The sequence below is a fragment of the Streptomyces sp. NPDC001056 genome, assembly GCF_053598955.1.
The window spans coordinates 109,631-134,021 of sequence record NZ_JBSFLI010000007.1; the positions used below are offsets into that span (position 1 = coordinate 109,631).

The window sequence follows — 24,391 nt, forward strand, 5'->3', positions numbered from 1 at the left end:
CCGACCGACGGAGAACTGACCCGTGACAGCGAGCACCACCACCGACCAGGGCCGGCTGACCTCGGCCCGCTTCTACATCACCTTCCGCTGCAACTCGCTCTGCGGCTACTGCAACGTCTGGCAGGACGACAAGTTCAAGGGCTACGAGGAACTCACCCTGGAGCGGGCCCGCCAGATCCTGGACGAGCTGTACGAACTCGGCGTGCGCTACGTCGACTTCACCGGCGGCGAGCCGGTGCTGCACCCGCACATCGACGGCATCGTGCAGTACGCCAAGTCGCTCGGCATGGCCGTGGAGATCACCAGCAACGGCATCCGGTTCGCCCAGCACATCGACGCGATCGTGCCGTACGTCGACACCATGAACGTCTCCCTGGACACCCTGCGGCCCGACCGCTACCGGCAGATCCGCGGGGTGCCCACCCTCGACCGGGCCCTGGACGTCATCCGGAAGGTCATCGCCACCGGCAGCGGCAACCTCAAGCTGATCTGCGTGGTGACCCGGGAGAACGTGGACGAGATACCGGACCTGCTGCGCTTCGCCCACGAGAACCGGATCACCGTCTACTTCTCCGGCATGTTCGAGTACTTCGACGAGCAGGACACCGTCCGCGACACCAACCGGACGGCGCGCAAGCTGAAGCTGATCGAGCAGAACGGCAAGCCGCTCGCCGACGCCGTGGCGGGCCGAGCGGGGCGGATGGACGAGTCGGAGCCGACCGGCGGACCCATCGCCGAGGAGCTGATACGCCTGCTGCACCAGCCGTTCGCCCTGGTCAACCTGCACTTCCGCAAGTACATGGAGACCCTGGACCCGACCGCGCCCACCGACTGCTACGCCAACAAGCGGATCCTGACGGTCGGCCCCGACGGGCGGCTCGTCCTGCCCTGCTACCACGCTTTCGACAACTCGGTCGCCTGGGACCGTCCGCTGCGCGAGCTGGTCGAGGACCCGGAGTTCCTGCGGGTGCGGGACGAGGAGGTGGGCCACCGCTCCGAGTGCCGCAGCTGCACCGTCTTCCCGTACATCGGGCTGTCGTTCAGCCATCGCTTCGACAAGGTGTTCCTCTACCAGGCGCTGTCCGAGGAGATCGCCAAGCTCAAGCGGCAGTTCACCGACCCGCTGTTCCCGCGCCTGACCCTCGACCTCGACCGGCTCCACGCCCGTTACGGGGAGTTGGAGCGGCTGATCGACCAGGTGCTGCCCGCGCCCCGGCCGCCGGAGTCCGCCGACCACTTCTACCGCTTCGAGACCACCGGCACCGGCGTGCGCTCCGAGTTCGCCGCCGGGGAGCAAAGCGTCGCCGAACTGATCGGGGACTACGCGCACGGCGAGTGCTGGGGCATCCAGCGCTCCCCGCACACCTGGGTCCGCCTCCTCTACCGCGCGCTGGTGCCGGCCCTGCGGGAGCTGCTGCCGCAGGAGGCGTACGAGTCGGTGGTGGGCGAGCTGTACGAGGTCCAGCTCGCCTGGTGGTACGCCTACTTGGCGCGCTACTACCGGGGCACCGAGCGGGTCGACGGCACGGCCGCCGAGGAGACCGTCGCCGGGTTCCTCGCCCGCACCGGCGCCCTGCTGCCCGACGCGCCCGGGGCGACCCTCGTCCGCGAGGTACTGCTGCACGCGGGCTGCGTCCTCGGCCTCTCCCCCGAGACCCTGGCCCCGCTGGCCGTGCGCACCCCCTTCCCGGAGGCCGCCCTGATCGCCAAGCATCTGCTGCTGATCGCCCCGGACGCCGAACTCCCCCGCTACGCCGAACTGCTGCCGGACGAGGCCGCCGAGCCCCTGCGCCGCGTGCTCCTCGACCCGGACGCCCCGGACGCCACCCCGGTGGACCCGGAGACGGCCCGCCTCCTGGGCCACGGTCCCCTCCCGGCCGCGGTCGACCGGGCCACCGCGGAGAAGCTGATCGCCGCCGTGACCGCCCTCGCCCCCGAGGACCGCGCCGGCCTCGCCGCCCGCCTCCTCACCCATGAACTGCGCACCCCGCACGCCGTGCGCCGCCGGGGCGCGGAGCTGAGGTCCCGTGCGGTGACCACCGGGTGAACCGAGGGACGGGGGCGGATGCCGGGTCGGGCGCCGGTCAGGCGCCGGGGAAGAGCGGCGAGCCCGCCATGAGGCCCCCGTCCAGGGTCAGGGTCTGGCCGGTGATGTACGCGGCCTTCTCGGAGCCGAGGAAGAGCACGGCCTCGGCCACCTCTTCCGGGGTGCCGGGACGGCGCAGGGGCAGCACGGAGTTCACCGCCGCGCGCGTCCGGTCGTCGCCGGTGGCCCGCTCGTACATCCCGGTCCGGGTGAAGCCGGGGGCCACGGCGTTCACCCGGATGCCGTGCGCGGCGCCTTCGAGGGCGGCCGCCTTGGTGAAGCCGATGACGGCGTGCTTGCTGCCTGCGTAGACGGAGACCTCCGGGTAACCCATCCGGCCGTAGATGGAGCTGACGTTGACGATGCTGCCGCCGCCGCGCTCCTGCATGACGCGGAACTCGTGCTTCATGCTGAGCAGGGTCCCCTTGGCGTTGGTGTCGAAGGTGGCCGCGTAGGCGTCGTCCGTGACGGCGGTGATCGGGGCCATCCGCCCTTCGGTACCGGCGTTGTTGAGGGCGACGTCGATCCTGTCGAAGCGGTCGACGGCCCGGTCGACGAGATCGCGGACGTCGTCCTCCATGCGTACGTCGGCCCGGACGAACAGGGCCCGCGCTCCCATGCCTTCGAGTTCTCCGGCGAGTTCCGCGCCGCGCTCCTCGTGCCGGCCCGAGACCACGACGTCGGCGCCCAGCCGGGCGTAGGCCAGGGCGGTGGCACGCCCGATTCCGCTGAGCGCGCCGGTGATGACGACCACGGGAGCTGGCATGGGTGAGTCCTCTCTGCACGGTGGGCCGTGGCGAAGCATAGGGGTACGAAGAGGACAAATCGCACACACCTCGCGGTCGCCTGACCCGGACAGCGGACACCGGGCCTCCCGGGGCGGCGGGGACGGGAGGGGGCTCGCCCGTGGGGCCCACGAGAAGCGCGAGGTGACCCTGCTGCCCGGCACCCGCGCGCGTCGAGGGCCGGGTCCTCGACGTCACCGACACCGACGCCCTCACCCGGCCGGCGTCACGGGGGGCACACCCCGGTCGAACAGGACCGCCCGCCCACCCTGTGAACCGGCCCGGCGCGGTGGTGATCGCGAACAGGCCGCGGACGCGGCCGTCCACGATCAGCACCCCCTCGCCTCCGAACGCGCCGGCACGGTCGGATTGAGCACCACCGTCGCCGGCCTGCCGGAGGGCGAGCCGTACCACCGCCGCGCCCCGGGCCGGCCGAACCTTCGCACGGAACCTGCGGGGCGTCGGCCGATGTGGTCGCGGGCGGGCTAGCGGCGCACCCTCGGCATGCCCAGGCCGATCCAGGAGATGATCTCGCGTTGGATCTCGTTGTTGCCGCCACCGAAGGTGAAGATGACGGCGGAGCGGTAGCCGCGGGCGGTCCTGACGGCGCACACCGTAGAACGTGTTCCAGAAATCGGGGAGGGTCAGGCCAGCGCCTCCAGGAAGTCGGCGCAGGCGTCGGCGCAGGCCCGGCAGGCGGCCGCGGCCGATTCCGCGCCGGTGTACCCCTCGAAGGCGCGCGCGCATTCGAGGCAGACCCGGTAGCACCAGTCCACCCGGCCCCGCAGCCCCTCCTCGTCCTGCCGGCCCTCCTCGCACAGCATGCGGCAGGTGGCGTCGCACACCTCGGCGCACATGATCCCCAGCCGGCGCACCCGCTCCTGGCGCTCGGGGCCACCGGGATCGACCAGGCCGACCCGCACCGAGCAGGCGCGGGCGCACTCCGCGCACGCCTGGGCACAGGTGAAGCGGTCCTCAAGGAACCGGTAGAGCTGCTGCGGGGATGCCTGCCGGGTCACGGGATGCGGGTTGCCCCGAGGGTGGGCGGCAAACACGGCCGGGCCTCTGACGGCGGGCAAGGTGCCATTTGTTCCGTTTGTTCGATTCATATGGTTATAGGAGGGGTATTCCTGTCCTATGAACACCGCATCGATGCAGCTGGCCGCGCCGAGCGGCCTGATGAGCCTCGTGCTCTTCGTCATCGCCGTCGGGCTCCTGGCACTGCTCGCCGGCGGCTTCTGGCTGACCTCCCGGGTCAAGTACCGCGAGTCCGCTCGCCCGCGTCCCGAGGAGCAGCCCAAGCTGCCCCCGGAGGGCGCGGTGCACGAGGTCCAGGAGAACCGGGACTACCAGGAGGTCCCCAAGACACCCAAGGGCGGCCGTCCGCTCACCCCCTACGAACTGACCAACATGGACTCCAGGCCGAGCGACGACAAGAAGCGTCCGCGGTGGAGCAGCGGGTCCAGCGGGTCCTTCGGGGGCGGAGGGCTCGGCGCTCACTGACGGCCGGCGAGGATCGTCGGCCCGCGTCGGCCCGCGTCGGCCCGCCGTGTGCGCCTATGCCCCGTGCCGGGCAGCGGCGTCCAGGCGGTCGACGCGGGCCACGTTCTCCACGTCCTCCGGGTCCTGGCTGGGTTCGGCCGCGAACCACGCGTCCAGGATCTCCCTCAGCAGCGGTTCCGAGGTCAGGCGCAGGCTCAGCGCGAGGACGTTGGCGTCGTTCCAGCGGCGTGCGCCGTCCGCGGTGGCGGCGTCGGGGCACAGGGCCGCGCGGACGCCGGGCACCTTGTTCGCCGCGATGGAGGCCCCGGTACCGGTCCAGCAGCACACCACCGCCTGGTCGGCCGTCCCCTCGGCCACGTCCCGCGCCGCCGCCTGCGAGCAGACCGCCCACCGCGGGTCGGCGCCCTCGCGCAGCGCGCCGTGCGCGCGCACGTCGTGCCCGCGGCGCCGTAGCTCGCCCACGAGGAGCCGGGCGACGGGTTCGTCCATGTCGGAGGAGACGGAGATCCGCATACCGGGGAGGGTAGCGCCGGGTGGCCGCGGATGGGATGCGCCCGACTCCCTCGGTGGTACGTGATCCGGGTTCCCCGTGTGATCCGGGTTCCCGGGCGGCGCGGGTGACGCGTTCCGCTCACGGCCTGCTCAGCCGCCGGTGGAGGTGTTCGAGGGCGTCGAGGAGCACCGTGCGGTGGTACCAGGCCAGCCAGGCGGCGGCGTCGGTGGCGAGCAGGCCGAGGGCCTCGGCCTGGGTGGAGGTCGGCCGGTGTCCCGCTTCGGGCCAGTGCACGGTGATCAGACCGGCGCAGCAGCCGGCGGAGGACAGGACGGGGACGCATTGCAGGGCCCGGGCGCCCGTCGCCAGCAGGGCGCGCCGGCCGTCCTCGGAGAGCAGCGCGTCGGTGGCCACGTCGGGAATGCCCACGCGGCGGCCACGGGTGCGGGCGACCGCCTCGGCCGTACCGTCGTCGCGGCCGCGGACCAGGTGGTCGAGGTAGGCGTCCGCACCGCCGTACCGGGTCTCCAGGGCGAGCGCGTTGACGGCGGGGTCGACGGACAGCACATGACCGGCCGGGGCGCGGCCGATGGCCAGGGCCTCGCGGAGTACGGCGTCGATCATCTGCCCGCGGTAACGCGGGTCGCGGTCGAGTCGGGCGAGGAAGCGCAGCCGGGGCACGGGCAGCGGGCGGCGGCCGGGGAACCAGGTCGCGCCGTCCGGCGGTCGGGCCACGACGAGGGCGGAGGCGAGGACGCGCAGCGGCACGTTGAACCGCTGGGAGGTCTCGCGCAGGACGCGGAAGGCGCCGCCGGTCTCGGGCAGGGCGTAGCGGGCCATGAGCATGCCCTGGGCCATGCCGATCACCGGGGCGGTGCGGACCCGGGCGCGCAGGGCGCGGACCTCCTGGTGCAGGTCCTGGTACGAGGGCCGGAGCGGGTCGGCCATCTGCGAGCGCCAGGGGGGCAGCTCCTCCACCTGGGCGGCGGCGCGGGCCAGTTCGCGCACGGCCTCGTCCAGGGTGGCGTAGAGCCGGACGCCCGCCAGGCGGGCCAGGTGCACGGCCTCGCGCACGCCCGGCCTGGCCCGGACGATGATCAGGTCGGGGCGGCCGGTGCGAACCCGGGTGGTCTCGCTGAGGGTGCGCAGCACGGCGGCGCCGCCGAGTTGTACATGGGCCATGTCGAGGACGGGCCGCAGCCCGGCGCGGTCCGCCCGTTCCAGATGGCCGCGCAGTTCCTCGGACCAGGCGTGAGCGCCGTGCGCGTCCAGGGTGCCGGACATGCGCAGCAGCAGCGCGCCCTCGGCGGGCAGCCCCTCCACCACGGAGGACTCGATCACGAGGCGGGCTGGTGCGCCCGGCCGCGGCGAGGAGGCTTGCATGGCATCACCCGGTCAGATCGAGTAAGGGCCGGTGTGGCCGCGTCCCGGCCCTGAACCTGACCCTGGACCACCACCTTGCACGGCCGACACCACGGTCTCAACCGGACGCGGCGGGGGTGGGCGGGGTTTCGGGGGGAGCCGACGAGGACGTCCCGGGAAGACCGGGGCCCCGGTGTCCGAGCGGGAGCACGCGGTGCGCCGAAGCGGACGCGCGCGACCGCCTCGGCCGCCCCGGGCAGCAGCCGGCCCCGGTCGGGGCAACCGTTGTACGGCACGTCCGCCATGAGGGTGCCGTCGCGGTCGAACGGCACGGCGGAGACCGTGGTCATCCGGTATCCCCCAACGGCCGGGCATGCCGGTGGCGGACCATGCCGCGCAGCCAGTGCCGTACCGCGAGCGGCGGGATGAGCGCGCTGGTGGCGAGCACCCCGGCGATCTCGCGGGCGGTGCGGGGTCCGGGCAGGATGCGGGCGAGCGCGAACTCGGTGGTGCCCAGCGTCCACAGGCCGGCGCAGACGGCGGCGGCACGGGGGCGGCCGGCCAGGGCGCAGCCGGCCCCGGCGAGCGCGGCGCCGGTGACCAGGAGGTGGCGGGGCAGCCGGCCGCGGGGGGCTTGGGCGCGGGCCCACCAGTCGCGGCCGTGCAGCCGGTTCATCAGCACGTCGTCGGCGTTGCCGCGCTGCGCGGGCAGCGAGGCCCACCAGTGGGCCGGGCGGACCGGGTGCCGGGTGACGCGCCGGCCGCGGACGAGGAACCAGCCCGCCCGCCGGACGCGCAGGGCGAGGTCGGCGTCCTCGCGGAGGACGTGCGGGAAGCGCTCGTCGAAGCCGCCGACGCGGGTGAGCGCGGCGGTGCGGTAGGCCATGTCGGCGGTGGCCCAGGCCGCGTTCTCCATGCCCTTGGTGGTGCGTTCCCAGTCGGTGGGCCGGCGGTCCGGGGGCAGCGGGACCCGCAGCTGCCCCTGGATGCCGCCGATGCACTCGCCCGCCCGCCGCAGGTCCTCGGCGAGGCGCCGGGACCAGTCGGGCAGTACCTGGACGCCGTCGTCGAGGAAGACGGTCCAGGGGGTCTCGACGGTGCGCCAGCCGGCGTTGCGGGCGGCGGCCGGGCCCTTGCCGCCGGTACGCAGGATCCGTACCCGGTCGAGCAGCGGCCCGGCGGCGGTGAGCGGCAGCACGCCCTCGGTCCCGGGCCGGTCGTCCACGACGATCACCTCGTGCGGGGCGTGTCCCCCGGCCTCGGCGAGGGCGCGCAGGCACTCGGCGAGGCAGGGGCGGCCGATCGTCGGGACGACGACGGTGTAGGCGGGCGCGGCGTTCATGCGAAACCCTCCGCCCGGCGGATCGCGGACGGGCCGGGCACCAGCGGGTCCACGGGGGCGGACCCGGAGCGCTCCAGGGCGTCGCGTGGATCGTCCACCACGGGCCGACCGGCCGTGTTCAGGCCGGTGCCGACCACGAGCGGCGGTCCGGTGCGCCGTCCGACGCCGTCGATCACGCGGGCCACCGGGGGCTCCCGGTCGCGGGCGGCGGTCTGGACGCGGGCGGTGCCGTCGACGGGGACGACGGCCGGGGTCCTGGTCCTCCGGTCGACGGCCGCGTCGTGCGCGAACAGCATGTGCGGGCCGGCGCCGAGGAACCCGGCGCCGCCGGTCACGAGGGCGCGCGGCTGGAGAAAGGGTGAGTCACCGGTCATGGGGGGCTTCCTTTTCGTCCTGCGTCCGCGTACGTCGATGTACGTCGATGTCGTCGCGCCGCCGTCGACACCTCGACACCGATGGGCCGATGGGCCGATGCCGAATTCTGTACGGCGATGTCGTCCGCGTCGCGGGAGCGGTCCCGCACGCCCTGCCGCCGGCCCGGCCTCGCGGGCCCGCCGCGCGGGGGAGGTCGGGGCTCGGGTCCCGCTGGTCGGAGGACCGTCCTGATACGGCCGCCGCTGTCTGGACGGCACGGGCGGCCACGTTCCCCTGCCGGCCCGGCTTCACGCGTCGGAGTCGATTGTCCGGTGGGGCCGGGGCCCGCGCGACTCAGGTCACCGAAAGCGCTGGTGGGAGGCCGTACAGGGCGCGTCGGCGTGGGCGCGGGTCGTGTAAGGGCCCTGTCCCGGGGCACCCGGCGCCGCGGCGGGCGGCCGAGTGGCCGTCACGCCGCAGTGGAGGTGACGGACGGACATGGGTCACGGCGGGAACGTCGTACAGGAACTGACCACGGACCACCGCGAGGTGGAGCAGCTCTTCGGCCGTATCGAGGCGCTGCCGCCCGGCTCCCCGCAGCGCAGGGAACTCGCCGACGAGGTCACGATCGAGCCGGTGCGCCACTCGGTCGCCGAGGAGGCGTACCTCTACCCGGCGGTGCGCGAACATCTCGACGGCGGGGACGCCCTCGCGGACAAGGAGATCGAGGACCACGCCCAGGCCGAGCAGATCATGAAGGACCTGGAAGGGCTCCCGCCGGACGATCCCCGGTTCGACACGCTCATGGCCCGGCTGACGAGCGAGATCCGTTCCCATCTGGCGGACGAGGAGCGCGATCTCTTCCCGAAGCTGGAGGCCGCCTGTGCCGCCGACGCCCTGACGGACCTCGGGGACGAGGTGCGCCGGGCGAAGAAGACGGCCCCGACCCGCCCGCACCCCTCGGCGCCGGACACTCCCTGGGCCAACAAGCTGCTGGCCCCGGGCACCGGCCTGGTCGACCGGATGCGGGACGCGCTGTCGGGACGCGGGAAGGTGAGCTGAGGGGAGCAGAGCGGTAAGGGGGCGGGGGTCAGAGCCAGAAGCTCGCCCTCTCCCTCGTCCGCCCCCGCCGCCGCACCACCCGGCACAGCAGACGGAACGCCTGGAAGAGGGTGAGCGGCCACAGCACCGCGAAACACCACAGCAGCGCGGGGTCCGAGGTGCGCACGCCCATGACCGCCGCGAAGGCGGACGCCAGGGCCAGCAGCAGCACCCCGGCCGGCAGCCAGCACCTGAGATGCGCCCGGTCCCCCCGTTCCCGGTGGGCGCCGCCGCCCATCCGGCGGGCGAACCCCCGGTCCTGCCGCAGGTGCGCCTCGATCTCCAGCAGCGCCAGCCGCTCGTACGGCGACAGCCGCAGCCGCTCGCGCCTGTCCCACCTCTCCCTGTCGTCCACGGCGACGGCACCTCCTCCGCGGTCGGCGATCTCCGTCGCTCCGGGTTCCCCGGGCGGGCCGACCGAAGCAGGGCACACGTTCCGCGGCGGTCACGTCACGGAACGTGGCACACGGGGATCTGACGGGCGTTCATGTCGCCCTTCGCGTTCCGCGCGGGGTGAACACATCCGGGACCGCTGTGCGCCAACTCGGCTATCCCGTCCGGCGCTTGAACCACCGCGATGACCCGAGCCCGGGGCGTCGCTTCCGGGGCGCCCCGGCCCTCCCCGGTCCACCGCCCCGCGCCCCCCGGGGTCGTCACGCGGCGAACACCGCGCCATCGGCGGGGTCGAGTTCGCGGACGGCTCGGCGGAGGTGACGGGAGCGCGGCGGGAGACGGTGCACCGGCCGGCCGCCGAGGCGGCGGGGACGGCGGTGGCGAACATCCGTGCGGGCTTCCCTACACCGCGTGTCGTGGTGGTCGGGCACGCCCGCGGGACGCGCGGCGGTCTCCCCTGTTCCGGCGAGGGCGCTGCGGCGCGGGCAGGCGCGCGCGGACGGCGTGGCGGAGGTGTTCCGCTCGGCGCTCGCCGTCCGCCTGGAACGGCTCGGCCGTCGGAGAGGCCGTCACGCTCCTGGCGGACAGCGAGGTCGCCACCCGTTCCGAGGGCGACGCACCACGCGCCGGGACGGCCGAGGGCCTGGACGCGGCGGCCACGCGCCGGCCCGCGTTCGTCGTGGTCGAGCCGCCCCCGCCGGGGTCGGGTGACGCCGGGTGAGCGCGACGGGCGGGGGCCCAGGACGCCCGTCTCCGGGGCCCGTTCGGCCGGTGGCGGCCGGGCGGATTGCGGCAGCGCACATGACCTTCGCGGCCACAAGGCCGATACTAAGGTGCAAGGCTCCGACCACCCACCTGGTCCCACCCGGCCTGAGCAGCGACAACGCCGGCCAGGGACCACCTGCTGAGCTTCCTGGAGACAGGCATGAAGATGTTGATCAACGTGCCGGAGACCGTCGTGGCGGATGCGCTGCGCGGGATGGCTGCCGCTTACCCGGACCTGACGGTGGACGTGGAGAACCGGGTGATCGTCCGCCGGGACGCCCCGGTGCACGGGCAGGTCGCCCTGGTCTCCGGTGGCGGGTCGGGGCACGAGCCGCTGCACGGCGGGTTCGTCGGTCCGGGCATGCTGTCCGCCGCCTGTCCGGGTGAGGTGTTCACCTCGCCGGTGCCGGACCAGATGGTGCGCGCGGCGGCCGCCGTGGACAGCGGCGCCGGGGTGCTGTTCGTCGTGAAGAACTACACCGGCGACGTGCTCAACTTCGACATGGCGGCGGAGCTGGCCGAGGACGAGGGCATCCAGGTCGCCAAGGTGCTGGTGGACGACGACGTGGCGGTCACCGACAGCACCTACACAGCCGGCCGGCGCGGCACCGGGGGGACGCTGTTCGTGGAGAAGATCGCGGGCGCCGCCGCGGCCGAGGGGCGGCCGCTGGAGCAGGTGGAGGCGATGGGCCGCCGGGTGAACGAGAACGCGCGCAGCTTCGGCGTGGCGCTCAGCGCCGTCACGACCCCGGCCAAGGGCAGCCCGACCTTCGATCTCCCGGACGGCGAGCTGGAGTTGGGCATCGGCATCCACGGCGAGCCGGGCCGGGAGCGGCGCCCGATGATGACCTCCGGGGAGATCGCGGACTTCGCGGTGCAGGCGATCCTTGAGGACATGCCCCCGCACAACCCGGTGCTCGTGCTGGTCAACGGCATGGGGGCGACCCCGCTGCTCGAACTCTACGGCTTCAACGCGGAGGTGCAGCGGGTGCTGGCCGAACGCGGAGTCGCCGTGGTCCGCACCCTGGTCGGCAACTACGTCACCTCCCTGGACATGGCGGGCGCCTCGGTGACGCTGTGCCAGGTCGACGAGGAGATGCTGGGCCTGTGGGACGCGCCGGTGCGCACCCCGGCGCTGCGCTGGGGGATGTGATACGTCGGTACAGGTCTCAACGCCCTTACTACGTTTGGAGGTCCAGTGCTCGACGCCGACTTCTTCCGCCGTTGGATGACGGCGGCCGCCGCGTCCGTCGACCGCGAGGCGGAAAGGCTCACCGCCCTCGACGCGGCCATCGGGGACGCCGATCACGGCAGCAACATGCGGCGCGGGTTCACGGCCGTACAGGCGGAGCTGGAGAAGGAGACACCGGGTACCCCGGGTGCCGTGCTGACGCTCGCCGGGCGCCAGTTGATCTCGACGGTCGGCGGCGCCTCGGGGCCGCTGTACGGCACGTTGCTGCGCCGGACCGGCAAGACGCTCGGGGAGGCCCCGGAGGTCAGCGCGGAGCAGCTGGCCGAGGCGCTGAAGACGGGGGTGCAGGGGGTGATGAAGCTCGGCGGGGCGGCCGCCGGCGACAAGACCATGATCGATGCCCTGCTGCCGGCCGTGGACGCACTCGGGGAGGGGTTCGCCGCCGCCCGTGCAGCCGCCGAGCAGGGCGCGGAGGCGACCGTCCCGATGCTGGCCCGCAAGGGCCGGGCGAGTTACCTGGGCGAGCGCAGCATCGGTCACCAGGACCCGGGCGCGACGTCGTCGGCACTGCTGATCGCCGCGCTGGCCGAGACGGCGGAGGGCTGACGTGAACGGCGAGAAGCTGGTCGGGATCGTGCTGGTGTCGCACAGCGCGGAGGTGGCCACCGCGGTCGCCGCGCTGGCCAAGGGGCTCGCGGGCGGGGCCGCCTCGGTGCAGGTGGCCCCGGCGGGCGGCACGGAGGGCGGCGGGCTCGGCACCAGTGCCGAGCTGATCTCCGCCGCGGCGGCCTCCGTCGACCGGGGTGCCGGGGTCGCGGTCCTCACCGACCTCGGCAGCGCCGTACTGACCGTGAAGGCGCTGCTCGCCGAGGGCGATGAACTGCCGGAGGACACACGGCTGGTGGACGCCCCGTTCCTCGAAGGGGCGGTGGCCGCGGTGGTGACGGCCGCCGCGGGCGGGGACCTGGCCGCGGTGGAGGCCGCGGCGGCGGAGGCGTACTCCTACCGCAAGGTGTGACGCGCCGTCAGGACGCCGGGCGGCTGGTCAGTTGGCGGTCACGAACTGCCGGGCCAGCCGCTCCCCCGTCGCCACCGCCTCGTCGTGGTCCTCGATGGGGTACACCTCGGAGTCCTTGAACACGATGTAGGTGACCCCGGAGGGCACCCCGCCGACGCTGGGTCCGGGGCGGATGCCGAGGCCCTGCGCGGTGGCGTAGGAGGCCTCGCCGATGAGGTCGCTCGGGCCGGTGTCGCCGACGACCGCGTACTGCACCCGGTCCTGGTAGACGACGGCGGCGACGGAACCGCCCCGCACGCCGTGCGCGCCGGGGTCCCAGCGGGGGCTCGCGGCCGGTACGACGATGTAGGGCAGCGTCTCCGCGTTCAGCGGCTGCCCGTCGGACTGCCGGTAGGCGGTGCTGGGCGAGTACAGCGGGTCGGCCTCGCTGTTGCAGTGGGCGGAGGCCCGGCCGTCGCAGTCGATGTCGAGGTCGGCCTTCCAGAAGACGGCGCCCTGGGCGCCGCAGACGGGCACGGTCGCGGGGCTGTCCTCGTCGGTGCGGTACCGGCCGTTGGAGATCTCGGCGCAGGTGCCGACCTTGGCCAGCAGGTCCGCGGCGGTGACGGTGCCCTCGGCGTGGCCCGGAGCGGCCTCGGCCGCCCCGGCGGTCTCGGCGGCCGCGCGACGCGGGGTGGCGGGGGCCCCGCCCCGGCTCGGGGCGGTGGCGGTTCTCCTGGGGCCCGCGGCCGCCGCAGGAACGTCTCTGCGGTGGACCGGAGGCGGACCGACGGCGCTCGCGGCGACGGTGGCGCCCTCGCCGGGAACCGCGGGCCGCGCCCCGGGCGGCAGGGCCGCGGCGGCGCCTGGCAGCGTGGCGGGGGCGATCAGGGTGACGCCGGCCGCGGCCAGCGTCAACGTCGGGACACGCACACGCACGATGAGGAACCCTCTCCTCGGGGACATGTCCAGGCCACTGTGGTCCGCGGCCCGGACACCCGTCCGCCCGGGCCACCCCGAAGCGGCCGGATGGAGCACGCTTCTGACAACCCATGAGGTAATAGTTCGGGCATTTGGTCTACACGGCGCATGAACGGGAGGTCGGCCCGAGTGGACAACAGGGGCCGGGGGCCCGGACCCGCCTCGGTCCAGACCCTCCGGCCACCCGCGCCGGCGCGGGTTCGGCGACGACAGCGTTTCCGCGCCACAGGCATGAACTCCCCTGCCCTCGCGAGGAGTTCAGCCGTAGGGACGTTCAGCATACGTAACTTCCGGGCGTGCTCCACAACGGGCCCTTGCCGTGGGCGCACCGACCGGGCCATATTGGTCCGGACCATTGCCGGGCCGTCGACCCGAACCGACCGTGGAGGCAGCACCGTGCGACGTGTTCCCCTTCCGCTCGTGCTGGTCGCCGGAGCCCTGCTGCTCCTGACCTCCTGCGGCCTCGGCCGCGCCGACGACGGCGACGAGGGCCGGATGCCGGGCGCCCCGACCGGGGTCACCGCCCAGGCCGGCAGCGCCACCACCGTGCACGTGATGTGGAACGCGGTGCCGAGCGGCTCCGGCATCCACGCCTACGAGGTGTACCGGGGCGGCAGGAAGGCGGCCGAGGTGCCCGGTACCGAGCGCATGGTGGACGTCGTCGGCCTTGAGCCGTCCACCGCGTACGCCTTCACCGTGCGGGCCCGGGACACCGCGGGGCGCCTCGGACCGCCCAGCCGGGCGGCACGGGCCCGCACCCCCGCCCGGGTCGCCGCCGACCGCTCGGCGCCGACCCGCCCCGGCGCCCCCACCGGGCGCCCCGTCGGCAGCCGGGCCGTCCGGCTCACGTGGGGCGCCTCGCGGGACGACCGGGGCGTGGTGTCGTACGACATCTCCCAGGGCGGGGTCCGGGTCCACAGCGTCGGCGGGGACCGGACCGCAGCCGTGGTCTCTGGGCTGCGTCCCGGCATCCGGTACGTGTTCACGGTGCGGGCCCGGGACGCGGCCGACAACCTCTCCCCCGCCAGTGCGCCGGTGCGCCTCACCACCCCGGGCGGCGACGACGGCCGGGCCACCGCGCCGACCGGCTTCACCGCCGCGACCCACCGCGCGGACGGGGCCTACTACCTGGACCTGGCCTGGGACCCGCCGGACACCGACGGGGTGATCACCGAGTACGCGATCCGGCTCGACGGCACCACGGCGACCTCGCTGGAATGGGGCGGCACCCCGCCGCGCGGCCGGGCCCGCTACAGCTTCTACCTGGGCCGCGCCGCCGGGGAGGAGCACCGGGTACGGCTGCGGGCACGGCTCCCGGACGGCACCTGGGGCGGCTGGTCGGCGGAGCGCGCGGTGACCACGGGGCACTGACGCGCGCGCCCCTGACCACAGGTCGCCGCCCGGCGCATCAGGTGAGGACCCGCCCTGCGCCGGACGTGCGTTTCCGTCACCCGGCCGGAGGCCGTCCGGGTGCGGCGGCCCCCGGGGCCGCGTTGGCTGCTGACCAGGCAGCACGGATGTTCCCCGACCCTGGGCGGCGCATGGGACGTACCGCCGGCCGTGCCGCCGGAGGCCCACCAATGCGCAACTCCATATCTCCGCTCAGCTCCGGTCTGGCCCTGGCGGCCGCCGCCGTGCTCCCGGCCGTGCTCGCGGCGCCCTCGGCCGCGGTCTCCGGCATCTCCGTCAGCACCACGGGGTCCAGTGTCTCGGTGGTCACCAGCGCGTGTACCCAAATCAACGGCAGCTGGGGCACCGCGGCCCTGCTCACCAGCAGCCAGGCGAACTTCGCACAGGGCCGTCAGGTGGCGCTGTCGGGCACCACCATCAGCCAGTCCGCGGCCTGGTCCAAGGTCAGCCCGGGAACGTACACCGTGGTGGTGGTCTGCTCCAGCGGCAGTACGGCGGGCAGCCAGTCGGTGATCGTCTCCGCCGGGTCCGCGCCGACGCTCGCGGCGACCTCCAGGCCGGGGACGACGACCACCCGGCCGGCTCCGAACCAGGGGGTGAACGGCGGACTCGGCGGTGCCGTACGCGACCACGGCCGGCTGACGGTGGGCGTCGGCGCGGCGCTGGTGGGCGCGGGGGTCGTCACGACGGGGTGGTACCTGCGCCGCCGGACGAGGCCGAACCGCTACTGAGGCCGGTCCCCTCCGGGCAGGCCGGTCCCGCCCCGCTCGGCCTCGGGCAGCCGCGCGAACTCGTCGAGGGCGTGGGCGAGCCACTGGGTCCAGAAGGTCTCCAGATCGATGCCCGCCCGCAGCACCAGATGGCGCAGCCGGTCCTCGGGGGCGTCCCGGCCCGGCGGGAAGTCACGCCGCTCGATCTCCTCGTACTCGCCCAACTGCCGCCGGTGCAGCTCAAGATGGCGGCGCAGATCCGCCTCGATGCCGTCCGTGCCGACCACCGCCGAGGCGCGCAGCCGCAGCAGGAGCGTGTCCCGCAGCGGCTTCGGGTCCTGTGCGGCGGCGGCCCAGCGGGCCAGTTCGGCGCGGCCCGCGGGCAGTACCTCGTAGCTCTTCTTCTGCCCACGGGCCGGCTGGGCGGCCGGCAGTGCCCGGATGAGCCCCTCGCCCTCCAGCCTTCCCAGCTCGCGGTAGATCTGCTGGTGCGTCGCGGACCAGAAGTAGCCGATCGACTTGTCGAACCGGCGGGTCAGCTCCAGCCCGGACGACGGCCTTTCCAGCAGGGCGGTGAGGATCGCGTGCGGGAGTGACATGGACTCATCCTAGGGATGCCCCGTACGGGACCTACAGCGCCGCCGCCACCTCGGTGCCCTGCTTGATGGCGCGCTTGGCGTCCAGCTCGGCCGCGACGTCCGCGCCGCCGATGAGATGGACGCTGCGCCCGGCCGCCACCAGCGCCTCGTACAGGTCGCGGCGCGGCTCCTGGCCGGTGCACAGGACGACCGTGTCGACCTCCAGGACCGTGCTCTCCTCGCCGACGGTGATGTGCAGACCCGCGTCGTCGATGCGGTCGTAGCGCACGCCCGGGACCATGGTGACGCCGCGGTGCTTGAGCTCGGTGCGGTGGATCCAGCCGGTGGTCTTGCCGAGCCCGGCGCCGACCTTGGTGGTCTTGCGCTGGAGCAGATGGACCTGGCGGGGCGTGGCCGGGCGGCGGGGCTCGGTGAGGCCGCCGGGCTCGCTGTACTCCATGTCGACGCCCCAGTTGCGGAAGTACGTCTCGGGGTCCTCGCTCGCCTTGTCGCCGCCGTCGGTGAGGAACTCGGCGACGTCGAAGCCGATGCCGCCGGCGCCGAGGACGGCGACGCGGTCGCCGACGGGGGCGCCGTCGCGCAGCACGTCCAGGTAGCCGAGGACGCACGGGTGGTCGACGCCCGGGATGTCGGGGACGCGCGGGGTGACGCCGGTGGCGACGACCACCTCGTCGAAGTCGGCGACGTCCTCGGCGCTCACCCGGGTGTCGAGCCGTACGGTCACGCCGTGGGCGTCGAGCTGGTGGCGGAAGTAGCGCAGGGTCTCGTCGAACTCCTGCTTGCCGGGGACCTTGCGGGCGACGTTGAGCTGGCCGCCGATCTCGCTCGCGGCGTCGAACAGGGTGACGGCGTGGCCGCGTTCGGCGGCGCTGACGGCGCAGGCGAGTCCGGCGGGACCGGCGCCGACGACGGCGACGCGCTTCTTGGTCCGGGTCGGGGCGAGCACCAGCTCGGTCTCGTGGCAGGCGCGCGGGTTGACCAGGCAGGAGGTGAGCTTGCCGCTGAAGGTGTGGTCGAGGCAGGCCTGGTTGCAGCCGATGCAGGTGTTGATGGCCTCGGGGGTGCCGGCGGCGGCCTTGGCGACGAAGTCGGGGTCGGCGAGCATGGGCCGGGCCATGGAGACCATGTCGGCGTAGCCGCCGGCCAGCAACTCCTCGGCCAGCTCGGGGGTGTTGATGCGGTTGGTGGTCACCAGCGGGACGGCCACCTCGCCCATCAGCTTCCTGGTGACCCAGGTGTAGGCGCCGCGCGGCACGGAGGTGGCGATGGTGGGGATGCGGGCCTCGTGCCAGCCGATGCCGGTGTTGATGATCGTGGCGCCGGCGGCCTCGACGGCCTTGGCGAGGGTGACGACCTCCGCGTGGGAGGAGCCGCCGGGGACGAGGTCCAGCATGGACAGCCGGTAGACGATGATGAAGTCCTCGCCGACGGCCTCACGGACCCGGCGGACGATCTCGACCGGGAAGCGCATCCGGTTCTCGTAGGAGCCGCCCCAGCGGTCGGTGCGGTGGTTGGTGCGGGCGGCGATGAACTCGTTGACGAGGTAGCCCTCGGAGCCCATGATCTCGACGCCGTCGTATCCCGCGTGCCGGGCGAGGCGGGCGGCGCGGACGTAGTCCCCGATGGTCCGCTCGACGTCGGCGTCGGACAGCTCGCGGGGCACGAAGGGGCTGATCGGCGCCTGCAGGGGGCTCGGGGCGACGAGGTCCTCGTGGTAGGCGTACCGCCCGAAGTGCAGGATCTGCATCGCGATCCGGCCGCCCTCGCGGTGCACGGCGTCGGTGACGACCCGGTGCCGCTCGGCCTCCGCCTCGGTGGTGAGCATGGCCCCGCCCTCGTACGGCCGCCCCTCCTCGTTCGGCGCGATCCCGCCGGTCACGATGAGCCCGACGCCGCCGCGGGCCCGGGCGGCGTAGAACGCCGCCATCCGCTCGAACCCGCGCTCGGCCTCCTCCAGGCCCACGTGCATGGACCCCATGAGCACCCGGTTCGGCAACGTCGTGAACCCCAGGTCCAGCGGGGTCAGCAAGTGGGGGTAACGGCTCATGTCAGGCCCTCCGTGCACAGATGCGGTCGCATCTTGTTGTAGAGCACCCGAAGCCGTTTATGCAACTAGTTGCACAAGAACCCGGCCAGGACACGACGGCGCCCCGGGCGGCGAAGGGCCGGCCCGGGGCGCCGCGACGGTGTACCGGTCAGCGACTTTCCAGTCGCAGATGCAGGTCTCGCTCCTGGTCACCGGAGGCCGTACAGGTCTCCTGGACGGTGAACATGGAGTCCAGGGTGTGACGGAAGCGGTCCACGGCCCAGTAGCCGCCCTGGACGTCCGCCTGGACGGACGAGCGGAGGTGGACCGGCGGGCAGCCCTGCTGGTGGGCGTCCGCGACGTCGTAATTTCCGAGCCACACCATCGGGCGGGTCTCGTGGAGCTGCCGGGGCACCTCGTCCGCGCCCCGGTCGGATGCGAAGCAGGCACTCAGCGCCTCGAAGACGAGACGCGCGTCCTCCTTGGAGCATCCGCTGATCTCCACCATGACGGTTTCCGGATCAGGCATAGGTACGACTCCCTTCGCGATGTCTGGTGACGCGTACTGCCGAGCGCTGCCGAACAGTGCTGGTCAGCGGCCTCCCCGACGCTTCGAGCGTACTCACTTCCTGTCGGCTCATGCCACAGCATGCCGCCCCGTTACGGGGCGTTCGAGCGAGCCATGAGCGAGCAGAAGAGCCCCGTGACCTGTGTCGACGGGGCCCTTCGGGTTCGCTCGTTCGACAGCCTACGCAGCCTCGCCGGACTCGAAGTCCTGCGCGTCGTCGACGGGCGTAGCCGACTCACTGTCGACGCGGCGCCGGGCTCGCGGGACCAGGCGCGCCGCCTTCTCCGCGATGCCCCGGTCGACGTCCTCCAACAGCTCGGTGTACGTATCCGACGTCAGGGCGATCGTCGAATGCCGAAGCACCTTCTTGACCGCGTGAATGTCACCACCGCCCGCGTGCACGAGCCCCGGCGAGCGCGGCGGTCAGCCACCCGGCCGGGGCCGCGGCGGCGTGGAGGGCGGGGGCGACGGACTCGTGCCGGCCGTAGGCGATGACTGCCGTCAGAGTCACGGCGATCAGCCGGGTGGTGGTCAGGGCGAGCGCGGCCAGGACGGCGGCCGCGACCTGGGCGGCGAGCATGCCGATCAGGGCACGACGGTCGGCGTGCCAGGCCAGGCGCAGAGTGCGGGCAAGGACGGAGGGCAGGCGGCGAGCCGTAGCGGTCAGGCTGAGGCGGTCATCGCGCTGGTCTTCGACGTACCGCATGACCGGCGCGGGGCCGACAGCGGCGGGCAGGGGTTGTACGGTCACGCGTCTGGTGTAGGGGCCCCGCCCGCCCGTCGGCACACCGGTTTCTGCGCTGCCTGCGGTAGAACCGCAGACAGCGCGCTGGAGGTGTCATCTCCGCGCCCCAGCATTCACTCTTTCGAGTGAATGCTGGAAGCGTGGCCGGGAGTGCGGGCCCTGAGTACGAGGCGGCAGCGGCGGCCCGTCATGGCCGTGACCACCACCGTGGCCACGGCCCCTTCGTTACTGCCAGCCGTGCAGGGTCAGGCCGCTGGGCTGGTCGAGGCAGCCGTACAGGCCGGCGGCGGGGTACTCGATGATGTCCTCGGGCAGGTCATGGTCGGCGAACCATTGGAGCGCCAGGCACTTCTCGGGCTCCTTGTTGACGGGCGCTCCTTCCCACTCGGTGGCCACGAAGAAGAATCCGATGCGTTCGGAGCCGTCTTCCTGCCGGTGGTGCACGACGTGCTGGAGCTCCAGACGAGCGGGGTCAACCTGAACGCCGGTCTCCTCGGACAGTTCGCGGGCTGCCCCGGCGGTGAGGGGTTCGCCCTGGTCGAGTTTGCCGGAGGGCAGGTGCCATCGGCCGTGACCGTAGGGGCCGCCGCGCTGGGAGAGGAGGATCTTGTCGCCGTCGCGGAGGAGGACGTGGGTGTCGATGGTGGGCTGTGCCGGCTGTGCGCTCATGGTTCCTGGGGGGTCGGGGTGGTGGCTGGGGGTTCTGACGGTAGCGGGAGGGCGGGGATCGCGTCGGCGATCCGGCGTGCGACCTCCGACGGGGGTATCCCGGTGCTGTCGATCATCAGCACCTTGGCCCCGAGGTCTTCGAGGAGGTTGGCGGCATCCGGGTACAGCTCGACCTCGCGACCGGGTGCTGTGGGGTCGGCCCGGAAGCGGTGGGTGACGCCGGCCTGGGCGATGCGGTCGGCGATCGTGCCGGGAGAGGCGGTGAGGATGACCGCCAGGTCGGGCTGCGGTGCGTAGTCGTTGAGCAGCAGGAGGAAGTCCAGCGGTACGCCGTCGAGTCGCTGGAGGGCGAGCGTCGATGCGATGTACCGGTCGGATATCAGCAGCTCGCCGCGGCCGAGGGCGGGGGCGATGGTGGTCTCGATGTGCCGGTAGCGGGCGGCCGCGACCAGGCAGGCCAGGGCGAGGCCGTGGAGTTGGCCGCCGTGCGAGCGGGTGAAATCCCCGAGGAAGTCCCCGCGGGGCGGCTCGACCGTCCACCGGGCGGTGACGCCGCGCTCGGCCAGGACCGTGCGTAGTTCCCTGATCGTGGTGGACTTGCCCACCCCGCTGGGGCCGTCGATCGAGACGAAGAAGCCCTTGCGGCCTCCGGTCATGCGGCCGTCCCCAGTCCGGTCTGGTGCCGTGCGTGCTGCTCCCGGGTGAGCATCGCGAGCGTGGAACGGACCGTGGGCAGGGGCACGTCGCCGAACTGGATGCCGACGCTGAAGTTGAACTCGTCGCGGCTGCGCATGGATTCGTCGGCGCCGTCCCGGGTGAGGTCGACGTCCCCGTAGGCGAGGAGGTCGTCCGGGTGATAGCCGCCCTCTTCGGTGAGGGTCCTCCACACAGGTGTGCCCGGGTAGGGGCGGAACTCGAAGACGCTGGCGCGGATGTCGCCGGCATGCTGGTCGGAGATGGCCCACAGGTTGCGGATGTGCTGGACGGTCGCGTCGAGGTCCGCTTGAGTCTCGCCGGGAAAGCCGAGGATGAAGTAGCCCTTCACGCCGATGCCGTGGGCGACCAGGCGGCGGGTCACGCGCTCGGTCATCTCGGCGTCGATCCGCTTGTCCATCGCGGCCAGGATGCGGTCGCTGCCCGATTCGATACCGAGGGCGACCTCCCGCAGCCCGTTGGTGACGAGACGGTCCAGGGCGGCGTCGGTGAGCCGGTCGAGGACGTTGATGCGGCCGGTGGCGTCCCAGACGTACCGGTCGCCGATCGTGTGCCGGGTGAAGGTCTCCATCTGCTGGTCGATGACCCGGCCCGCGCCGAGGAACAGGTCGTCGACGAAGCGGAAGGCGGTCACGCCGTACTCGTCGTGCAGTTGGTCGAGTTCGCCGATGATGTTCTCGGGCGAGCGCACGCGGATCGTGACGTCGGGGTTGGCGGAGACGGCGGCGCCGCAGAACGTGCAGTTGTAGGGGCAGCCCCGGCTTCCGACGATGTTGGCCTCCCAGTGCCCCTGGGCACCGATCCCCCCGAGCCACGGCCGTTCGCCGGCCAGGCGGAGGTCCGTGGCCGTCGGCGCGGCCCGGTAGGGGTCCTGGGGCAGGAAGGCCCGGTCGACGTACGGCAGGCTGTCGATGTCGGGGCCCAGCAGTGCCGCGCCGGCCTTGGGGTCGGCGATGCCGGCGGCCCGCGTGCCGAGCAGAGGGTCACGCCACAGGACGCCGGGGAGTGTCCGCCGGTTCTGCTCGTCCTCCAGGAGGGCGGCGACGCGGAGTTCCCCTTCGCCCAGGACGAGGGCGCGCAGGTGGCGCATGCGGGGGTCGGCCAGGACCCGGTCCGGCATGGCCTTGGCGTGGTGACCGCCGGCCATCAGCGCGATCCCGGGATCGAGCCGGGCGGCGATCTGCGCGGCAATCTCGTAGGTGGGCGCGAGGAGATTCAGGGCGGCCCAGCGGGGCGCGGCCTCGTTGACGATCCTCGCGGTCGCCTCGGCACCCAGCCCGTGGGCCTCCGCGTCGAGCACCCCCACGTTGAAGCCGCGCCGCCGGGCGTAGGTGGCGATGTACGCCATGCCCAGCACAGGGAGGGTGTAGTCGTTGGTCCGGGGCCGCAGCGTGTAGTCACGCAGCGGCGCGTTGATGAACAGGGCGTCCAGCGGGTGACGGTCGTCGGCGCCCGCGATCAGCGGTAACTCCTCCATGGGTCCTCCATGTCATCGGGCGTGCGCACCCCAGGTGAGGGTGGCGAGGGTGAGGGTGTGCAGGGCGGTGCGGTCGCCCCCGGCCCAGCCGGTCCACAGCGGACCGAATGCTTTGTCCTTCCTGCCGGGCCAGGGGTAGGAGGGGGCGATCTTGGCGGCCCAGGTGCGCACGGCCAGATCGTCGTGCGGGTAGGTGCTGAAGTCGCCGGTGTAATCGCATGCGGCGGCCGCGGCGGTCCACGGGCCGATGCGGGGGATGCGGATGAGGTCGAGGGCCAGGGCGCCCGCGTCCAACTGCTCCCACTCGCGGTGGTGCCGCTCGTAGTGCGCGGCGGCAGCCAGCAGCGCGGCGCGGTGGAACTTCACCCCGACGCCCGCGAACTGCTCCTCGGCCAGGGTGAGTACGGTGGCCGACGCGGGCGCCACCGCGAGCGCACCGTGCGGGCCTTCTACGGTGGTGCCGTAAGTGCTGCACCAGGTGCGGTACAGCTTGCGGGCCTGGTCGGCGCGGACGACCTGCCGCAGGACCGCCGTGGTGATCGCGTCCCACAGCCACGGGTTCGCCAGGCGCCGGCTGGTGCCGAGCTGGGCGAGCCCGTCACGGAGGGCGGCCGGGGCGGCGGACGGGAGATGCGCGGGGTCGGTACTGACGATCTGAGGCTTCACGTCCTCGGTGCCCTCCACGCACACCAGGTGCAAGCCGTCCCCGTCATGGGACACGACCCAGATACCGGAGGCCGTACGGACGGCGCGCGCGTGCGTGCCGTCCTCGTACGACTGCCAGGCGGGGTGATCGGTGGTCAGAACGCTGCTCATCGGGTGCTCCTCGCGCTGTGCGGTTGTGCTCGCCGTAGCCTCTCGCGTCCCAGCCGCACGACGCGCCAAGACCACGGAATGGGTCAGCCGATGATTGCGTGCTCGACCAGGCAGGGTCCGCAACTCTGTCGCTGAAGCGGTCAGTCCTGATGTGTCATGCCTACTGTCCCCGGTCGGCGGCGCAGCCGGTCAGCTTGGCCAGGAAGGCGGCGTTCGCCGTAACGTCCCAGCCGAGCACCACCGAGTGGTGTGGCAGATCCGCCAGGAGGTGAGCCACCTCCCGGCGGGCCTCCGCGCTGCCGCCGCCGTCGACCCGGGCCAGCCCGAACACGTCCGGGTAGCGGTCCTCCGTCTCCCCGCTCATGAAGTCGCCGTACCCCAGATCCCGTACGACTCCTTCCTCCAGGGCCGGCTCCGCGTCCTGCTCGATCCGGGGGAAGAACAGGGCCGCCGCCTCACCATGCGTCGCCAGGGGGACGCCGAACCAGTCGGGGAACTGGTTCGGCCACACCTGCGTCTTGAGTTCCTTCCCGTCCTCCCACAGCGGCTCCCGGCGGCCGGCGAGCAGGGCCTTCGTCACGCGGACGTCCTGGGTCGGGTGGAGTGCCTCGCCGCGCTCCAGCCGCTCCCGGACGGTGTCGGACCAGCCCAGCCCGTCGAGCAGGCCGAGGCCGAGCGCGGCGGCCGACGGCCACGGCAGCACGTCCACGCCACCGTGGTCGTTCGGACGGACGAACACGCGGTCGTTGGCGAGGAGCCCGAGGCCGCCCCGTGCGGCCAGAGCCAGCGCGGTGGTCGTCTTCCCTGCACCCTTCTGCCCGAAGGTGAGGACGACCCGGCTCTCGTGCACGACCGCGGAGGCATGCAGCACGGCCCACCCGTCCCGGAGCAGTTGCCCGCGCATCACCTCTCGGGCCAGGCGGGCGGTCGCGGTGGCCACCGGCTCGGTCTCACGCCCGTAGATCATCAGGCGCCCCGCTGCGGGCTCGGAACGGTAGGCCAACTCCTCCTTCGGCGAGACGGCGCTGATCACGCCCGCGGCCTCGTCACGGGCCACGAGAAGCTGCGCCTTCGCGTAGGTGGTGCTCGTGTGCACAGCCTCGGTGACCCCCAGCGCTGCGTCCTCGTGGTGCACCGGGGACACGTCCGCGGTGACGACCGAGCCGGCACGGACACTCTCGGCGTCCACCTCCGTGGCCTTCCACCACTGGCCGAAGTACCGGGCCGTCCAGTCCGTGACGGCGCGCTCGGCGGACATGACGGTCACCGAGGCGCCTGCGGCCTCCAGGCGTACAGCGTGCAT

General features: G+C 73.3%; 27 protein-coding genes. 8 read left to right on the forward strand and 19 right to left on the reverse strand.

Annotation, left to right across the window (positions count from 1 at the left end; genetic code table 11):
• The first annotated feature begins 22 nt into the window (after positions 1–22).
• A complete protein-coding gene (locus ACWDD7_RS11095) occupies positions 23–2,047 on the forward strand; it encodes a radical SAM protein (RefSeq protein ID WP_450457138.1) in 2,025 nt (674 codons plus the stop codon).
• A 37-nt stretch (positions 2,048–2,084) separates the two neighbouring features.
• Here ACWDD7_RS11095 and ACWDD7_RS11100 read toward each other — a convergent pair whose 3' ends face one another.
• The 3 genes from ACWDD7_RS11100 to ACWDD7_RS11110 all read right to left on the reverse strand — a co-directional run bounded on the left by ACWDD7_RS11100 (position 2,085) and on the right by ACWDD7_RS11110 (position 3,890).
• A complete protein-coding gene (locus ACWDD7_RS11100; protein ID WP_450457139.1) occupies positions 2,085–2,852 on the reverse strand; it encodes an SDR family NAD(P)-dependent oxidoreductase in 768 nt (255 codons plus the stop codon).
• A 504-nt stretch (positions 2,853–3,356) separates the two neighbouring features.
• Positions 3,357–3,485, reverse strand: a complete 129-nt coding sequence (locus tag ACWDD7_RS11105) for a hypothetical protein (RefSeq protein ID WP_450457262.1) — start codon at positions 3,483–3,485, stop codon at positions 3,357–3,359.
• 30 nt (positions 3,486–3,515) lie between these two features.
• Complete coding sequence (locus ACWDD7_RS11110) at positions 3,516–3,890, reverse strand: ferredoxin (protein ID WP_450457140.1); 375 nt, start codon at positions 3,888–3,890, stop codon at positions 3,516–3,518.
• A 118-nt stretch (positions 3,891–4,008) separates the two neighbouring features.
• Between ACWDD7_RS11110 and ACWDD7_RS11115 the strand changes: the two genes are divergently transcribed.
• Positions 4,009–4,374 (forward strand): DUF6479 family protein, encoded by a 366-nt coding sequence (locus ACWDD7_RS11115; RefSeq protein ID WP_351865911.1) that lies wholly within the window; start codon positions 4,009–4,011, stop codon positions 4,372–4,374.
• A gap of 54 nt (positions 4,375–4,428) precedes the next feature.
• Here the strand turns inward: ACWDD7_RS11115 and ACWDD7_RS11120 are convergent, their stop codons facing one another.
• From ACWDD7_RS11120 to ACWDD7_RS11135, 4 genes are all read right to left on the reverse strand, one after another.
• On the reverse strand, positions 4,429–4,887 hold the full coding sequence (locus ACWDD7_RS11120; protein WP_450457141.1) for an RpiB/LacA/LacB family sugar-phosphate isomerase: 459 nt from the start codon (positions 4,885–4,887) through the stop codon (positions 4,429–4,431).
• Positions 4,888–5,005: 118 nt separating this feature from the next.
• On the reverse strand, positions 5,006–6,208 hold the full coding sequence (locus tag ACWDD7_RS11125; protein ID WP_351865905.1) for a GAF and ANTAR domain-containing protein: 1,203 nt from the start codon (positions 6,206–6,208) through the stop codon (positions 5,006–5,008).
• 367 nt (positions 6,209–6,575) lie between these two features.
• Positions 6,576–7,571 (reverse strand): glycosyltransferase family 2 protein, encoded by a 996-nt coding sequence (locus ACWDD7_RS11130; RefSeq protein ID WP_450457142.1) that lies wholly within the window; start codon positions 7,569–7,571, stop codon positions 6,576–6,578.
• A complete protein-coding gene (locus ACWDD7_RS11135) occupies positions 7,568–7,945 on the reverse strand; it encodes a carbamoyltransferase C-terminal domain-containing protein (RefSeq protein ID WP_450457143.1) in 378 nt (125 codons plus the stop codon). Before ACWDD7_RS11135 ends, ACWDD7_RS11130 begins: the two co-directional genes overlap by 4 nt.
• Positions 7,946–8,423: 478 nt before the next feature.
• Between ACWDD7_RS11135 and ACWDD7_RS11140 the strand changes: the two genes are divergently transcribed.
• Positions 8,424–8,987 carry a hemerythrin domain-containing protein gene (locus ACWDD7_RS11140; RefSeq protein WP_450457144.1) on the forward strand — a complete coding sequence of 188 codons (564 nt, stop codon included), beginning with the start codon at positions 8,424–8,426 and terminating at the stop codon, positions 8,985–8,987.
• Positions 8,988–9,015: 28 nt separating this feature from the next.
• On the opposite strand, the gene ACWDD7_RS11145 is transcribed toward ACWDD7_RS11140, so the two are convergent.
• Positions 9,016–9,381 (reverse strand): DUF3040 domain-containing protein, encoded by a 366-nt coding sequence (locus ACWDD7_RS11145; protein ID WP_450457145.1) that lies wholly within the window; start codon positions 9,379–9,381, stop codon positions 9,016–9,018.
• 963 nt (positions 9,382–10,344) lie between these two features.
• Here ACWDD7_RS11145 and dhaK point away from each other — a divergent pair.
• From dhaK to ACWDD7_RS11160, 3 genes are read left to right on the forward strand one after another with little or no spacing between them, the layout of a single operon-like run.
• A complete protein-coding gene (dhaK, locus tag ACWDD7_RS11150; protein ID WP_351865893.1) occupies positions 10,345–11,337 on the forward strand; it encodes a dihydroxyacetone kinase subunit DhaK in 993 nt (330 codons plus the stop codon).
• Positions 11,338–11,382: 45 nt separating this feature from the next.
• Complete coding sequence (gene dhaL / locus ACWDD7_RS11155; protein WP_351865890.1) at positions 11,383–11,982, forward strand: dihydroxyacetone kinase subunit DhaL; 600 nt, start codon at positions 11,383–11,385, stop codon at positions 11,980–11,982.
• Position 11,983: 1 nt separating this feature from the next.
• Positions 11,984–12,394, forward strand: coding sequence for a PTS-dependent dihydroxyacetone kinase phosphotransferase subunit DhaM (locus ACWDD7_RS11160; RefSeq protein ID WP_351865888.1), 411 nt, complete (start codon positions 11,984–11,986; stop codon positions 12,392–12,394).
• A 27-nt stretch (positions 12,395–12,421) separates the two neighbouring features.
• Here ACWDD7_RS11160 and ACWDD7_RS11165 read toward each other — a convergent pair whose 3' ends face one another.
• Positions 12,422–13,306 (reverse strand): glycoside hydrolase family 75 protein, encoded by an 885-nt coding sequence (locus ACWDD7_RS11165; protein ID WP_450457257.1) that lies wholly within the window; start codon positions 13,304–13,306, stop codon positions 12,422–12,424.
• 444 nt (positions 13,307–13,750) lie between these two features.
• On the opposite strand from ACWDD7_RS11165, the gene ACWDD7_RS11170 reads away from it, so the two are divergent.
• Both ACWDD7_RS11170 and ACWDD7_RS11175 read left to right on the forward strand, forming a co-directional pair.
• Complete coding sequence (locus ACWDD7_RS11170; protein WP_450457146.1) at positions 13,751–14,725, forward strand: fibronectin type III domain-containing protein; 975 nt, start codon at positions 13,751–13,753, stop codon at positions 14,723–14,725.
• Positions 14,726–14,934: 209 nt separating this feature from the next.
• Complete coding sequence (locus ACWDD7_RS11175) at positions 14,935–15,495, forward strand: hypothetical protein (RefSeq protein ID WP_450457147.1); 561 nt, start codon at positions 14,935–14,937, stop codon at positions 15,493–15,495.
• Here the strand turns inward: ACWDD7_RS11175 and ACWDD7_RS11180 are convergent.
• The 10 genes from ACWDD7_RS11180 to ACWDD7_RS11225 all read right to left on the reverse strand — a co-directional run bounded on the left by ACWDD7_RS11180 (position 15,489) and on the right by ACWDD7_RS11225 (position 24,391).
• Positions 15,489–16,073 carry a PadR family transcriptional regulator gene (locus tag ACWDD7_RS11180; protein WP_351865879.1) on the reverse strand — a complete coding sequence of 195 codons (585 nt, stop codon included), beginning with the start codon at positions 16,071–16,073 and terminating at the stop codon, positions 15,489–15,491. The genes ACWDD7_RS11175 and ACWDD7_RS11180 overlap by 7 nt on opposite strands.
• A gap of 31 nt (positions 16,074–16,104) precedes the next feature.
• Complete coding sequence (locus ACWDD7_RS11185) at positions 16,105–18,120, reverse strand: oxidoreductase (protein ID WP_450457148.1); 2,016 nt, start codon at positions 18,118–18,120, stop codon at positions 16,105–16,107.
• Between the two features lie 148 nt (positions 18,121–18,268).
• Entirely contained in the window at positions 18,269–18,628 is a 360-nt protein-coding gene (locus tag ACWDD7_RS11190; protein ID WP_450457149.1) for a hypothetical protein, read from the reverse strand.
• A 219-nt stretch (positions 18,629–18,847) separates the two neighbouring features.
• Positions 18,848–19,030 (reverse strand): hypothetical protein, encoded by a 183-nt coding sequence (locus ACWDD7_RS11195; RefSeq protein ID WP_450457150.1) that lies wholly within the window; start codon positions 19,028–19,030, stop codon positions 18,848–18,850.
• A 19-nt stretch (positions 19,031–19,049) separates the two neighbouring features.
• Positions 19,050–19,418, reverse strand: a complete 369-nt coding sequence (locus ACWDD7_RS11200) for a hypothetical protein (RefSeq protein ID WP_450457151.1) — start codon at positions 19,416–19,418, stop codon at positions 19,050–19,052.
• Between the two features lie 219 nt (positions 19,419–19,637).
• Positions 19,638–20,081: an NUDIX hydrolase gene (locus ACWDD7_RS11205; RefSeq protein ID WP_450457152.1), complete on the reverse strand. Its 444-nt coding sequence runs from the start codon at positions 20,079–20,081 to the stop codon at positions 19,638–19,640.
• A complete protein-coding gene (locus tag ACWDD7_RS11210) occupies positions 20,078–20,737 on the reverse strand; it encodes a dTMP kinase (RefSeq protein WP_450457153.1) in 660 nt (219 codons plus the stop codon). The genes ACWDD7_RS11205 and ACWDD7_RS11210 overlap by 4 nt, the downstream gene beginning before the upstream one ends.
• Entirely contained in the window at positions 20,734–22,272 is a 1,539-nt protein-coding gene (locus tag ACWDD7_RS11215; RefSeq protein WP_450457154.1) for a B12-binding domain-containing radical SAM protein, read from the reverse strand. Before ACWDD7_RS11215 ends, ACWDD7_RS11210 begins: the two co-directional genes overlap by 4 nt.
• Before the next feature lie 12 nt (positions 22,273–22,284).
• The gene (locus ACWDD7_RS11220; protein WP_450457155.1) at positions 22,285–23,088 is read right to left on the reverse strand and encodes a hypothetical protein; all 804 of its coding nucleotides are present in this window, start codon (positions 23,086–23,088) and stop codon (positions 22,285–22,287) included.
• Positions 23,089–23,248: 160 nt separating this feature from the next.
• Positions 23,249–24,391, reverse strand: coding sequence for a hypothetical protein (locus ACWDD7_RS11225; RefSeq protein ID WP_450457156.1), 1,143 nt, complete (start codon positions 24,389–24,391; stop codon positions 23,249–23,251).